The sequence below is a fragment of the Microvirga terrae genome (genome assembly GCF_013307435.2).
Classification (GTDB): domain Bacteria; phylum Pseudomonadota; class Alphaproteobacteria; order Rhizobiales; family Beijerinckiaceae; genus Microvirga; species Microvirga terrae.
The window spans coordinates 2,956,408-2,970,103 of the sequence record NZ_CP102845.1; the positions used below are offsets into that span (position 1 = coordinate 2,956,408).

The 13,696-nt window shown below is 64.0% G+C and carries 10 protein-coding genes; 4 read left to right on the plus strand and 6 right to left on the minus strand.

All coding sequences use genetic code 11. The features are described 5' to 3' along the window. Nucleotides 1-10 precede the first annotated feature (10 nt). Entirely contained in the window at nt 11-307 is a 297-nt protein-coding gene (locus tag HPT29_RS13905) for an FAD assembly factor SdhE (RefSeq protein WP_173946872.1), read from the minus strand. Between the two features lie 179 nt (nt 308-486). Between HPT29_RS13905 and recG the strand changes: the two genes are divergently transcribed. Continuing rightward, nucleotides 487-2,604, plus strand: coding sequence for an ATP-dependent DNA helicase RecG (recG, locus tag HPT29_RS13910; RefSeq protein ID WP_173946873.1), 2,118 nt, complete (start codon nt 487-489; stop codon nt 2,602-2,604). Here the strand turns inward: recG and HPT29_RS13915 are convergent. The 3 genes from HPT29_RS13915 to glmU all read right to left on the minus strand — a co-directional run bounded on the left by HPT29_RS13915 (nt 2,601) and on the right by glmU (nt 6,428). Further along, complete coding sequence (locus tag HPT29_RS13915; protein WP_173946874.1) at nt 2,601-3,125, minus strand: GNAT family N-acetyltransferase; 525 nt, start codon at nt 3,123-3,125, stop codon at nt 2,601-2,603. The genes recG and HPT29_RS13915 overlap by 4 nt on opposite strands. Next, entirely contained in the window at nt 3,122-4,948 is a 1,827-nt protein-coding gene (gene glmS / locus HPT29_RS13920) for a glutamine--fructose-6-phosphate transaminase (isomerizing) (protein ID WP_173946875.1), read from the minus strand. Before glmS ends, HPT29_RS13915 begins: the two co-directional genes overlap by 4 nt. Nucleotides 4,949-5,051: 103 nt before the next feature. Beyond that, nucleotides 5,052-6,428 (minus strand): bifunctional UDP-N-acetylglucosamine diphosphorylase/glucosamine-1-phosphate N-acetyltransferase GlmU, encoded by a 1,377-nt coding sequence (gene glmU / locus HPT29_RS13925; RefSeq protein ID WP_173946876.1) that lies wholly within the window; start codon nt 6,426-6,428, stop codon nt 5,052-5,054. A gap of 73 nt (nt 6,429-6,501) precedes the next feature. Between glmU and HPT29_RS13930 the strand changes: the two genes are divergently transcribed. Together HPT29_RS13930 and mdoH are read left to right on the plus strand one after the other, a co-directional pair. Next, nucleotides 6,502-8,184: an OpgD/OpgG family glucan biosynthesis protein gene (locus HPT29_RS13930; protein WP_259060001.1), complete on the plus strand. Its 1,683-nt coding sequence runs from the start codon at nt 6,502-6,504 to the stop codon at nt 8,182-8,184. Further along, nucleotides 8,160-10,355 (plus strand): glucans biosynthesis glucosyltransferase MdoH, encoded by a 2,196-nt coding sequence (mdoH, locus tag HPT29_RS13935; protein WP_173946877.1) that lies wholly within the window; start codon nt 8,160-8,162, stop codon nt 10,353-10,355. The genes HPT29_RS13930 and mdoH overlap by 25 nt, the downstream gene beginning before the upstream one ends. Before the next feature lie 21 nt (nt 10,356-10,376). Here mdoH and gcvA read toward each other — a convergent pair whose 3' ends face one another. After that, complete coding sequence (gene gcvA, locus HPT29_RS13940) at nt 10,377-11,312, minus strand: transcriptional regulator GcvA (RefSeq protein ID WP_173946878.1); 936 nt, start codon at nt 11,310-11,312, stop codon at nt 10,377-10,379. A 126-nt stretch (nt 11,313-11,438) separates the two neighbouring features. Here gcvA and HPT29_RS13945 point away from each other — a divergent pair, with 126 nt between their 5' ends. Next, nucleotides 11,439-11,639 carry a hypothetical protein gene (locus HPT29_RS13945; protein WP_173946879.1) on the plus strand — a complete coding sequence of 67 codons (201 nt, stop codon included), beginning with the start codon at nt 11,439-11,441 and terminating at the stop codon, nt 11,637-11,639. Nucleotides 11,640-11,647: 8 nt separating this feature from the next. Here HPT29_RS13945 and HPT29_RS13950 read toward each other — a convergent pair whose 3' ends face one another. Further along, on the minus strand, nt 11,648-13,291 hold the full coding sequence (locus HPT29_RS13950; protein WP_173946880.1) for a Na/Pi cotransporter family protein: 1,644 nt from the start codon (nt 13,289-13,291) through the stop codon (nt 11,648-11,650). Nucleotides 13,292-13,696 lie beyond the last annotated feature (405 nt).

Genomic DNA, 13,696 nt, shown 5'->3' on the forward strand with positions numbered 1-13,696 from the left:
TGCAGGTGTCTCAGCTATGGATCGGAGAGGTGTGGGTATGAAAGGCCTTCAGGCGCCGGAACAGAGGTGTGTCGTAGTTGGACGGCGTTTCGATCTCGCCGGTGATCCAGCCGAGGAGATCGCGGTCGGTCACCTCGATCAGACGCTCGAACTCGTCGAGATCCTCCTCCGAGAGGTCGCCGATCTCGGCATCCGCGAACCGGCCCATGATCAGGTCCATCTCGCGCATGCCGCGATGCCAGGAGCGGTAGAGGATCTGCCTGCGCCGGGTGTCGAGGCCGGCGCTGCTGCGTGTCGTTCCGCTCATGGCATTACTCCGGTCGGTCAAAGAGGGCGCCGCGTCCGGGCGGCCCGCCGGGACCGCACCCGGCGATGCGCCGCATAAAGGATCGAGCCCCGGAATTGATCTCAAAAGTGCATTCCACTTTCGGCCCCGATGCTCTAGCCGCTATATAACCATCTCCCTGCCCGTTGCCATCCCGTCGAATGTCATTGCGTCCGTCCATTCTCGATCCGCTCTTCGCCCCGGCCAATACCCTGCCGGGCGTCGGTCCCAAGATCGCCCCCCTGCTCGACCGCCTCCTCGGCGAACCGGGCAAGCCCACGCGCGTCATGGACCTCCTGTTCCATGTGCCGACCAGCGGCATCTCGCGGGAGATGAAGGGATCGGTTGCCGACGCGCCCGTGGGCGAGCCGGTGACCCTGTCGGTCACCGTCGTGGCTCACCGCCCGCCCCCGCCCGGCCGCCGAGCGCCGTACCGGATCCTGGTCGAGGACGAGACCGGAGACGTGACACTGATCTTCTTCAACGGCCAGAAGGCCCGCCTCGAGAAGATCCTGCCGGTGGGCGAGCGCCGTTACGTGTCGGGCAAGATCGAGCTCTGGGACGGGCGGCGCCAGATGGTCCACCCGGATCGGATCCTCGACGAGAAGAGCATCGAGAGCCTGCCGGCCGTCGAGGCCGTGTACGGGCTGACCGAGGGGCTCTCCTCGCGCATGGTCGGCAAGTTCATCGGCTCGGCGCTCGACAAGGTGCCCGGGCTGCCGGAATGGCAGGATGCGGCCTGGCTCGACCGCAACGCCCTACCGGAGTTCCGGCAGGCTCTACATGTTCTCCATAGGCCGGACAGCGCATCGCAACTGTCCGAGGAGGCGCTCGCCAAGTCGGCCCCGCGCCGGCGCCTCGCCTATGACGAACTGCTCGCCTCCCAGCTCGCGCTCGCCCTGGTGCGAAGCCGCATGCGGCGCCTTCCGGGCCGGGTGAACGCGGGCGACGGCCATCTCGTCGAACGGCTGAAGGCCGCCCTGCCCTTCGGCCTCACGGGCTCCCAGGCCCAGGCTATCGAGGACATCCGGAACGATCTCGTGTCCGACAAGAAGATGCTGCGCCTGCTCCAGGGCGACGTGGGGTCGGGCAAGACCGTTGTCGGCCTCCTCACCATGGCGAGCGCCATCGAGGCCGGCCGCCAGGCCGCCATGATGGCCCCGACCGAGATCCTCGCCCGCCAGCATTACGAGCGTCTGGCCCCCATGGCCGAGCAGGCGGGGCTCACCATCGCGCTGCTCACGGGGCGGGAGAAGGGCGTCGCCCGCCGGACCATCCTGGCCGGTCTCGCGGACGGCAGCATCCAGATCGCGGTCGGCACCCATGCTCTGTTTCAGGAGGGGGTGGCATTCCAGGACCTCGGCGTCGCGGTCGTGGACGAGCAGCACCGGTTCGGCGTGCACCAGCGCCTGGCGCTCGGCTCCAAGGGGGAGGCCGTCGACATCCTGGTCATGACCGCCACACCGATCCCCCGCACCCTGGCGCTCACCTATTTCGGCGACATGGACGTGTCGGTGCTCAGCGAAAAGCCGGCTGGCCGCAAGCCGATCGCCACGAAGCTCATCGCCATCGACCGGCTCGACGAGGTCGTGGGCGGGATCGGGCGCGCCATCGCCAACGGCGATCAGGTCTATTGGGTCTGCCCGCTCGTGGGCGAGTCCGAGTCCATCGACCTCGCGGCCGCCGAGGAGCGGTTCGAGATGCTCCAGGGCTTCTTCGGCGACCGGGTCGGCCTCGTGCACGGCAAGATGGCCGGCCGGGACAAGGACGCCGCCATGGAGCGCTTCTCCGGCGGCGAGACCAAGATCCTCGTGTCCACCACGGTGATCGAGGTCGGCGTCGACGTGCCCAACGCCACGATCATGGTGATCGAGCACGCCGAGCGCTTCGGCCTCGCCCAGCTTCATCAGCTGCGGGGCCGCATCGGCCGCGGTTCGAAATCCTCCACCTGCCTCCTGGTCTACAAAGGGCCCCTCGGCCAGGTGGCCCAGGCGAGGCTCGAGATGATGCGGCAGACCGAGGACGGATTCCGAATCGCCGAGGAGGACCTGCGCCTGCGCGGCGAGGGCGAGGTCCTGGGCACCCGCCAGTCCGGCACGCCCGGCTTCAAACTCGCCCGCCTGGAGACGGACGGCGACCTTCTCGCCGCCGCCCGGGACGACGCCCGTCTGATCGTCGACCGGGACCCCGACCTTGTCAGCGAGCGCGGCCAGGCGCTGCGGGTCCTGCTCTACCTGTTCGAGCGGGATTCCGCGATCCGGCTGTTGAGGGCCGGCTAAACCAGTTTCAGTGCCATGAGGCAGCGCCGGGCCGGATCGTGCCCGGCCTCCGCCTCGGCGCGCAACTTGCCGCGATGACCGGGCCGGGCGTCCTCCGGGTCGATCTCGACGAAGCCGAGGCGGGCATAAAACGGTCCGTTCCACGGCAGGTCTCGGTAGGTCGTCAGCGTGATGGCGTCGAATTCCTCGCGTCTGCCATGTTCGATGACAGCTTCCACCAGCCGCCTACCAATTCCCTGCCGGTGACAGGACGCTGCAACCGACACCTCGGCGATGTAGAGATGCCCGTCCAGCTCGTGGGCGGCGAGGAAGCCGACCGGCTCATCCCGTTCGTCGGCAGCCACCCATACCGTTTCGTCCCGGCACAGGGCCGCCAGAACGGCCGAATCCATCGTGCCGCCCTCCGCCAGCCATGCCAGGCCCACATCCCTGAAGACCGAAGCCGCCGAACGTTCGACGCCGGCGAGCTTGGTCAGGTCGCCAGGTCGGGCAGGACGGACCGATCCACGGAACGCCGTCACTCCACCGTCACGGACTTGGCGAGATTGCGCGGCTGGTCCACGTCTTTGCCCATGAACACGGCCGTGTGATAGGCGAGAAGCTGGATCGGAACGGCGTTCACGATCGGCGCCACGATCGGGTGCACGGACGGCAGCACGATGGTCGCCATGGTGTCGAGCCCGGCTTCGAGGGCGCCGCGCTCGTCCGTGATGAGGATGATGCGTCCGCCGCGGGCCGCCACCTCCTGCATGTTGGAGACGGTCTTCTCGAAAATGGCGTCATGGGGCGCAATCACGATGACCGGCATCGTCTCGTCGATGAGCGCAATGGGGCCATGCTTCAGTTCGCCTGCCGCATAGCCTTCGGCGTGGATGTAGGAGATCTCCTTGAGCTTCAGGGCGCCTTCCATGGCGAGCGGGTAGGACGTGCCGCGTCCCAGGTAGAGCACGTCCTTCGCCTTGGAGAGGTCGCGGGCCAGGATCTCGATCTGGTGCTCGCGTTTCATCGCCTCGGTCATCTGGCCGGGAACAGCGATGAGGGCGTCCACCAGTTCCTTCTCCTCGTCCGCGCTGAGCGTGCCCCGCGCGCGGCCGGCCGCGATGGCGAGCGATAGCAGCACGGTGAGCTGGCACGTGAAGGCCTTCGTCGAGGCGACACCGACTTCCACGCCGGCGAGCGTCTGCGCGATCACGTCGCTCTCACGGGCCATCGTGGAGGTCGGCACGTTCACCACGGACAGCGTATGCTGCTTCTCGGCGGTAGCGTAGCGCAATGACGCGAGCGTGTCGGCCGTTTCTCCGGACTGGGATACGAAAAGCGCCAAGCCGCCTGGCTCCATGGGAGCCTCCCGGTAGCGAAACTCGGATGCCACATCTATCTCGACCGGGATCCGCGCGAGGCGCTCGAACCAGTATTTGGCGATCAACCCAGCCAAGTAGGCCGTTCCGCAGGCTGAAATGGAGATGCGTTTCAGAGACTTGAAGTCGAAGGGCAGTTCGAATGGAAGTTCAACACGTTCGGAGGTGAAATTGACATAATGGGCGAGCGTACGGCCTACGACCTCGGCCTGTTCGTGGATCTCCTTCGCCATGAAATGGCGATAATTGCCCTTGTCGGCCAGAAAGTTTCCGACCGGGATCTTATGACGAACCCGCTGCACCGGCCTGCCGCTCTCGTCCCGGATATCGGCGCCGCGGCGGGTCAGGATCGCCCAATCCCCGTCGTCCAGATACGCGACCTCGTCGGTGAACGGCGCCAGCGCCAGCGCGTCGGATCCGAGATACATCTCGCCGTCGCCGTACCCGATGGCGAGAGGAGCTCCGTGCCGGGCGCCGATCAGCAGGTCGTCCTCCCCTGAGAACAGGAAGCCGAGGGCAAACGCGCCACGCAGCCGCGGCAAGGTCACGGCAACCGCCTCGATGGGCGGGCGCCCCTGACGGATCTCGTAGGTCACGAGCTGAGCCACCACCTCGGTGTCCGTCTCGGTTTCGAACCGGATGCCCTTGGCTTCGAGCCCGGTCTTCAGTTCACGGAAATTTTCGATGATTCCATTGTGAACGACTGCGAGCCTGTCGGTGGCATGCGGATGGGCGTTGGTCTCATTGGGCTTGCCGTGGGTGGCCCAGCGGGTATGGCCGATCCCGATCACGCCGGACAGCGGGGACTGGGACAGCTTCGTCTCGAGATTCCGCAACTTGCCCTCGGCGCGCCGGCGGTGAAGGCGCCCCTCTTCAAGGGTTGCGACGCCTGCGGAATCATAGCCCCGATATTCGAGGCGCTTGAGGGCCTCGACGATCTGAGACGCAACAGGAGCTTTTCCGACGATTCCAACGATCCCGCACATGCCTTCTACCTTCTCATCCGATCAGCGCCACGCTTGCCGTTCTCTTACAGAGGCTCGACGGCGCGGGGGAATCAACTTGCATAACGTATTGTGACAAGGGCGTTTATTTTCCCTTGGCGGCCTGCGCCTTTTCCCGGAATGCGATGGCCCAGTCCTCCTTCACAATCTGACGTCCACGGCCAAGACCCAAGGCATCATCGGGGATATCGTCCGTAATAACCGAGCCGGACCCGACGAAAGCGCCCTTCCCGATCGTGATGGGAGCCACGAGCGAGGAGTTCGACCCGATGAAGGCTCCCTCGCCGATCTCGGTCCGGTATTTTCCGAAGCCGTCGTAATTGCAGGTGATCGTGCCCGCGCCGATATTCGCCCCGGCCCCGACGCTCGCATCACCGAGATAGGTCAGGTGGCTCACCTTGGCGCCGGCTCCGAGTTCAGTGTTCTTGATCTCGACGAAGTTTCCGACTTTAGCCTTCGGGCCGACGGAAGCGCCCGGACGCAGTCGCGCAAATGGTCCGACGCCGGCCCCGGGTGCGATCCGTGCGCCTTCGAGATGACTGAAGCTGTGGACGACAGCGCCATCCTCGACGACCACACCGGGGCCGAAGACCACGTGAGGCTCCACCACGACGTCCCGGCCCAGTCGCGTATCGTGGCTGAGAAAAACGGTCTCCGGCGCGACCAGGGTGACGCCCGACGCCATGACCTCCTGGCGCAGCCGATCCTGGATCATACGCTCGGCGGCCGCGAGCTGGGCTCGATCGTTGACGCCGTGGACCTCGTCCTCCGGCACGATGGCGACGGCCGTTCGGTATCCGAGGCCATGGGCGATCTCGACGATGTCGGTCAGATAGTACTCGCCCTTGGCGTTGCGGTTTTCGACCCGCCCGAGCAACGAGAGCGCCAGGTCGCCGCGGATGGCCATCAGGCCGCCGTTGCACAGGGTGATCGCCTGCTCGGCCTCGGTGGCGTCCTTGTGCTCACGGATAGCGAGAAGCTCGTCGCCGGAGGTGATGAAGCGGCCGTAGCCGGTGGGATCCTGTGCCTCGAAACCCATGGCGACCAGACCCGCCCCTCGAGCCAGAGGAGCCCGAAGCTTGGCGAAGGTTTCGGCCAGGACGAGCGGCGTATCGCCAAAGGCGACGATCACGTCGTCTGCCCCCTGCTCGAGAGCGTCCCGGGCGCTCAGGACCGCATGGGCGGTGCCGAGTCGGTCCCGCTGAACGAAGATCTGCGCTCCGGGGAAGCCTTTCCGCACCTCGTTCGCCACGTCCTCGCGGTCAGGTCCGACGACTGCCGCAACGCTCGTGGCACCAGCCTTCGCGAGGGTGGACAGCACGTGTCCGATCATGGAGCGGTTCGCCACCTGGTGCAAAACCTTGGGCTTCCCGGAATTCATCCGGGTGCCTTCGCCGGCCGCGAGCACGATGGCAAGGCAGCTCCGATCAGAGGGCGTCTTGAAGGAGGCGGTCGAGGTCATACAGTTTCAATCCCGTGGCGCTTTGCCGTGGAGCTAGATCAGAAGGAGTATTTCGGCAATCATTTCATGAGCAATGGGGCGCTTTCCGCTGCGGGGCTCGTTTACTTCATGCTCACGATTGACGATATGTATAGGGCATTCCAACTGTCTGGCTGAAGAGCCTCGTTCACACAAGAGTATTGCTGTGCCGGTTTCGCCAAGGGGCCCGTCCCCCTTCTCCCTTCGCCGGCGCGACATGCTGGCCTATATCGGCGTCTCCGTCGCCGGGCTTGCTTTCGCGCCAGTCGTCCGAGGTCAGACACCCCAGGCGACGATTTCGGCCAGGATGGGCGACAATCAGCGGTTCGACCCGGCGGTCGTGGTCGACATCGCGCGGCAACTCTCCAAGAAGCCCTATGCGGCCGCCCCGAACGACCTGCCGGACGTGTTCGCCAACCTGAACCAGGAGCAGTACTCAGCGATTCGGTATACCCAACCTGCCATCTGGAGCACCGAAGCCCGCGGCATCTCCGTGGAACCGCTCCACCGAGGTTTCGTCTTTCGGGATGCGGTCGACCTGTTCGTCGTGGAGGACGGCGCCGTCCGGCGGATCGGGTTCAGCCCAACGCAGTTCGATTATGGCCGCATCAATCTGCCGAACAATATAGCGGATATCGGCTATTCCGGCTTCAAGTTGATCGCGCAGCTCGGAAACGGCAAGCCGTTCGACTTCGCCTTCGTTCAGGGCGGCACGTTCTTTCGTGCGATTGCCCGGGGCCAAACCTATGGGGCCATCGCAAGGGCCTTGACCCTGCGTCCGGCCGAAGCTCGCGGCGAGGAGTTTCCGGTCTTCCGCGCCTTCTGGCTGGAACGGCCAGGAGTCGGCAGCAATGCCATCACGGTCCATGGGGTGCTCGACTCGGAATCGACCAGCGGAGCGGTGCGCATGACCTTCCGCCCAGGCGACATGACCATCGTCGACGTGGAAACGACCCTCTTCCCACGGGTCAACCTGGAACATGTTGGCTTGGGCGGCATCGCGTCGACGTATCTCTACGGACCCAACGATCTCCTGAACTCCGACGATATCAGACCGGCGGTCTATGAATCCTCCGGTCTCCAGATGCTCAACGGGTCTGGAGAGTGGCTGTGGCGTCCGTTACACAATCCGGAAACCCTTCAGATTTCGGCCTTCGTCGATAGCTCTCCACGCGGATTCGGCCTTTTGCAGCGCGAACGTTCCTATGAAGCGTTCCAGGATGACGAGCAGCGGTTCGAGCGCCGTCCCAGCCTCTGGATCGAACCCCTCGGCGATTGGGGCCAGGGCAGCGTCCAACTCCTCGAGATCCCGACGGATGCGGAGATCAACGACAACATTCTCACCTACTGGCGGCCCAAGGCGCCGATGACGGCTGGATCCGAGGTCGCTGTTGCATACCGTCAATACTGGGGATGGAACTCGCCCGAGCGTCCGCCGCTCGCGACCGTATCATCCACCCGCTCTGGACGAGGCAGCGGAGGCCGGAGGCGGCGTTTCACCGTCGACTTCACCGGGGACGCGCTGGGTGACAATTTGCCGGCGGACCTTAAATCCGTTCTAACCGTTGGCCCTGGGACGTTCCAGAACCTCAAACTTTTGCCATATCCGGAACGAAAGACGGTACGTGTTGCATTCGAGCTTGACCCGGGCAACGAAAACGCGTGTGAGATGCGCCTGATCCTTGAATCAGGCGGGAAACCGATTAGCGAGACATGGCTTTATCGTTGGACACCGTAAGTCCCGACACAAACCCGAATGTGGCCGCGCTCGAGCGGCCTGCATCCGCTATGCCCCCGGAAAAGCACCTCGACATGCCGACGCAATCGCTGCGGCATTGGTCGGACGCGGAGGAGCGCAGGCCGCTTTCCCAGCATTCCAAGATGGGAACATGGCTGGCCCGTCTCTTCGTGTTCGGAGGAGGCCTGCTGCTGACGGCCTACGGCACCTACGAGATGTACCAGGTCGTGTCGGTGAGCCGCACGACCGCCCTCCAGTGGGTTCTCGTTGCCCTGTTCACGGTGAATTTCTCCTGGATTGCGGTTGCGTTCACCAGCGCCCTGTTGGGCTTCTTCGCCCTGCTGCGACGGCCCGGGCACCGGGGACCGCTGCCGTCCTCGCTGCAGCAATGCACCGCCATCGTCATGCCGGTCTACAACGAACAGACCGACCGCACCTTCGCGGCCCTCGAAGCGATCTATGAATCAGTTCACGCGACGGGTCTGGGTGATCATTTCGATTACTTCATCTTGTCCGACACCACGAATCCGGATGCCTGGATCGCCGAGGAACGCGCGTTCCTGGCTCTCAGGGAACGGTTGGGCCCCAATGCGCGGTTCTACTACCGGCACCGGCAGAAGAACCATCACCGCAAGGCTGGCAACATCGCCGATTTCGTGTCCCGGTGGGGCGGTCACTACGAGCACATGCTGGTGCTTGATGCCGACAGTCTGATGACTGGCGACTGCATCGTGCGACTCGCGGCAGCCATGGAAGCCGATCCCGATGCCGGCATCATCCAGTCGCTGCCGCTGATCATCAACCGCAACACGCTCTTCGCCCGCCTCCAGCAATATGCCGCCCGGGTCACCGGGCCGGTCATCGCCATGGGGCTGGCGGTCTGGATGGGACGCGACGGCAATTATTGGGGCCATAACGCGATCATCCGCACCCGGGCCTTTGCCGCGCACGGCGGGCTACCAGACCTCAAGGGCAAGCCCCCCTTCGGCGGCCATATCCTGAGCCATGACTTCGTCGAGGCCGCGCTGCTGCGCCGCGCCGGCTGGTCGGTCTACATGCTGGCCGACCTTCAGGGATCCTACGAGGAGAGCCCGCCGTCCCTCATCGACCTGTCGGCCCGCGACCGGCGCTGGTGCCAGGGCAATCTCCAGCACATGCGGGTCATCGGCGCAAAAGGCTTGAAGCTGCCGACGCGACAGCATTTCGCAACCGGCATCATGTCCTACTTGGCCTCCCCGTTCTGGCTGTTCCAGCTGATCGTCGGTATCGCGCTCGTCCTGCAGACGACCTATATCCGGCCGGAATATTTTGCCCGCGACTTCCGGCTCTACCCGATCTGGCCCCGGTTCGATCCCGAGCGAGCCCTGGCGCTCTTCGCGCTGACAATGGGGATTCTGCTGGCACCGAAAGTCTTCGGTCTTCTGCTGATGCTCATCCGCAACCACGACCGGCGCGCGTCCGGCGGGGGCATCCGCCTGATCATCTCGTCCACGATCGAGATCATTCTGTCTGCCCTCCTGGCCCCGATCCTGATGCTCATCCAGTCCGGGTCGGTCTTCCAGATCCTGCTCGGCCGCGACACGGGCTGGCAGCCGCAGCGCCGCGACGACGGATCGATTCCCTTTAAGGATATCGTCCGCCGCCACCGGGCCCATACGGTTCTCGGTGCCCTGGCGGGCATCTCGGCCTTCATGATCGCCACGTCCCTGTTCCTGTGGATGTCGCCGACGATCATCGGCCTGCTGCTCGCCATTCCCCTGTCATGGCTCAGCGGTCGGCTCGGGGCCGGACTGGCGCTGAAACGCCTCGGGCTCCTGAGGACCCCGGAGGAGCATCAGCCCCCAGCCATTGCAACCCGCGCGAACGAACTGCAGGCGCGCAACGTGACGTTCGGCTTCGACGATGCGGACAGCATCCGGGCCATCTACGCGGATGCGAACCTGAGGGAGCGGCATATCGAGATGCTTCCACCCGCCCTGCCGCGCAAGCGGGGCATCATCGAGACTGAGCGGGCTCTGGCCGAGGCCAAGCTGGTCGACGCCGAAACCATCGAGGATGCGGTCAGCTGGCTTCACAACAAGGAGCGCATGGTCGTTCTCCACGACCGGGCGCTGATCGACATGCTCGTCCACCTGAAGGCGAAGTCCCCGGAGGCTCAGGCGGCCGAGTAGCGATCACAGAAATTCGGGGCGTCAGGCCCCGTTTTTCATCGGGCCTCCGGGAGAGGCCCTCTCGCTATCGCCGGCCACTTCGCTCAAGACCCAATCGCGGAAGGCTTCGATCTTCGCGGAGCGTTTTCGGGCCTTCGGGTAAACGAGCCAGTAGCTCCGATCCGTCGTGGCCAGCAGGTCGAACGGCTTGACGAGCCGTCCGGATGCAAGATCGTCGGGAAAGAAGAACGGATTGATGAGCGCCACGCCCTGACCGGCAATGGCCGCCATGCCTTCGAACTGCTGAACGCCGAGGGAATTGTCCGGACGGCGCGAGAGATCGACATCCTGCACGCCGGCTGCATTGAACCAGTCCTGCCACCACGGATCGCTCGGCGATATGAGAGGAAGCTTCAGGATGTCGACGGGCTCCCGCAGCTCGACGTCCCTGAGCAGGGCCGGGCTGCACACGGGCACGAACTGGTTCGGAAACAAGACATGGGCTTCGAGCCCTGGCCAATCCCCTGTACCACTTCTGATCCCGATATCGAACTCGCTTTGAGCGAACTCGACAATCTCGGTCGAGACGGAGATCTGAACCGCGATATTCGGATGGAGCTGGCGAAAGCGGCCCAGGCGCGGCACGAGCCAGTTGGAAGCGAACGTCGACAGGGTGGTGATCGACAGGACCGTCTGCACCATCTCCTCCACGCCTGCGAAGGCGTTGCGGAGGGATTCGAAGGCTTCCGTCACGGCCGGGGCGAGTTGCTTCCCCTTGGCCGTCAAGGTCACCTGACGGGGCAATCGGATGAAGAGCGGTGCCCCGACACGATCCTCGAGGATCTTGATCTGGTAGCTCACGGCAGCCTGCGTCATGCCGAGCTCCTCTGCCGCACGGGTAAAGCTCTGATGACGCGCAGCCGCCTCGAAGACCCGGACAGCGCTCATCGGCGGGAGTTTTGACGGCAGTTTAGACATAATGATCCATAAGGCTGCCTTATGCCAGCCCATCGGCATTTGCTTTGTCAAGTGCCGCCCTCCGGCGCATCCTCAATCTTATCGGCCGGGGCTCTCACGCCCCACCAAACAACCACGGTAGCTGTCATGAGATACGACGATGCCCGCCGCCTTCGCGGCGCCGAGGGCGCTTGGCTGCGCCTGAAGCTCTGGTTCCGGCCCGTTTCCCGGAAAACACGACCCGTGATCTGGGATCTGGGTGCCCTGTCCGATCACGAACGTCGCGACATCGGCCTGCCGGAGCCTGTCCGCTACATGGATTGGCGCGCCCTGAGGGACCAGAGGTAGATCGAAGGTTACGACGTCAGGCGGCTCGGCTTGAGCTCTCCGCTCTGCTCGAGGAGCGAGTGCCCGGTCGAGGCGATATGCGCTTCGATTCGCTTGAGATCGCGCACGATATCGAGCTGAAGTGCGCTGGTGTCGCCAGCCGTCCTGCCGGACCGAAGCTGTTCGAGGTGTTTCTGGGCGACAGCGCGCTCGAGATCCCGGAAGCGCTCCTTCTCGGACACGAGCCGGCGGGCTGACCCGAGGTCCTGGAACATCAGAACGGATGCCGCGAGTTGCAGATGTTCCAGCAGCTTCCCGTGCATGCCAGTGATGTCGTCAAGGCTGTCTTTCGGCAGGCGGAGGTGGTTCTTGATGCGCTTGGCCGCCAGTTCCATCAGGTTCTTGTCGATGATGTCGCCGACATGCTCCAGGTTGATCGCGAAGGCCAGAATATCGGAGAGACGTTTCGCCTCCGCTTCGCTCAAGGCCTCATGGTTGATCGAGCTCAGATATCGGCGAATCGCGCTGAAGAGCCGGTCGAGCACGTCGTCCGTCCGGCTGACCTGATCGACCCGGCTGATATCGTCCAGACGGAAGAGATCCTGAGAGCTGCGCAGCATCGACTCCACCGTATCGACCATGCGCAGCACCTCGCGGGCGGCATTGGACAGGGCGACTGAGGGCGTGTCGAGGGCATCCTTGTCGAGATATTGCGGCGTGCCCGGGTCCGAGGGGCGGAGCTTCTCCGGAAAGGTCTTCAGCAGGAGATCCGCGATCCAGGGCAGCGGCAGGATGAAGACCGCCGCGATGGCGACGTTGAACAATGTGTGAAAATTCGCCGCCAGCCGGGCCGGGTGCGGGTCGAAGACCGCCATGGCGGCAAGGATCGGGTCGATCAACGGCAAGGCCGCGAGGCAGCCGACAGCCCGCATGGCGAAGTTGCCGAAGGGGACCCGCAACTTGGATGGGTCGCCTCCCGCCCCTTCGAGCAGAGGATTGAGAGAACTGCCGAGGTTGGCGCCTAAGACCATGACCAGCGCCGAGTGAGCATCGATGACGCCGGCGCCGGCGAGCGACATGATGAACAGCAGAGCCGCGACGCTGGAATGGGCAAGCCAGGCGAACAGCGCGGACAGGAGCACCATGATCAAAGGATCGGGGGCGATAACGGCCAGTAGATCCTTGATGACTTTGGACGATTCGATGGGCCTTATCGTTTCGCCCAGGAGATGCAGCGACAGCAGCATCAGCCCAAGACCGATGGTCACTCGCCCGAGATCCTTAATCCGGCTCGTTCTTCCCCTGCGATAGGCCACGAAACCGCCGAAAATCAGGGCCGGAAAAATCAGAGATACGTCGAACGACAGAACCTGGACGATCAGTGTCGTCCCCACATTGGCGCCGAGCATCACGGCCAGGGCGGGAACGATGTCGACAGCCCCGCCTGCCGTGAAGGACGCCACCATGAGGGCCGTGGCGGTGCTGCTTTGAAGGACCGTCGTCACGCCGAGGCCGGCGAGAAAGGCCTGAAGCCGTGTCCGCAGTGTCACCCCGAGAATCCATCTCAGATCACTGCCGAACGCCCGCTGAACACCGCTGTTGACCATGTTGATGCCCCACAGAAGCAGGGCAATCTCACCGAACAGGTGGATCAAGACGGAGGTTGCAGACATTCAGTCCTCTGAAATCGGGAAATGCGGCACAATCCTGTTACATACCGGCCAATCGTCGCGACCGCAATCAGGTTGCCGGCTAATCATGAATATGTCTCGGAACAAACTCTGGAAATTCGCGACGAATGCCTGCCTTGGGGAATGTTGCAGGCGAGAGACCCGACCTGCGGATCCGTTGCGCTGTGATTCTCAACCAGACGATCAAGCTAAGCCGTTAGAGTTTCGTCATGAGCTGAAAATCCAACAAGATCGCCCCGATACCAATTTGGCTACTCCTAACGCATGCCGCCATCTCCTTAAGGTCGTCTGCTCTTTTCGTCATATAATCGGTACGCATGGAATGTCCTAAAAGCTAAGTTCTAAGGCGGTTCGGGCGTTGATTGACGGGATCTCACTGGTTGGTGT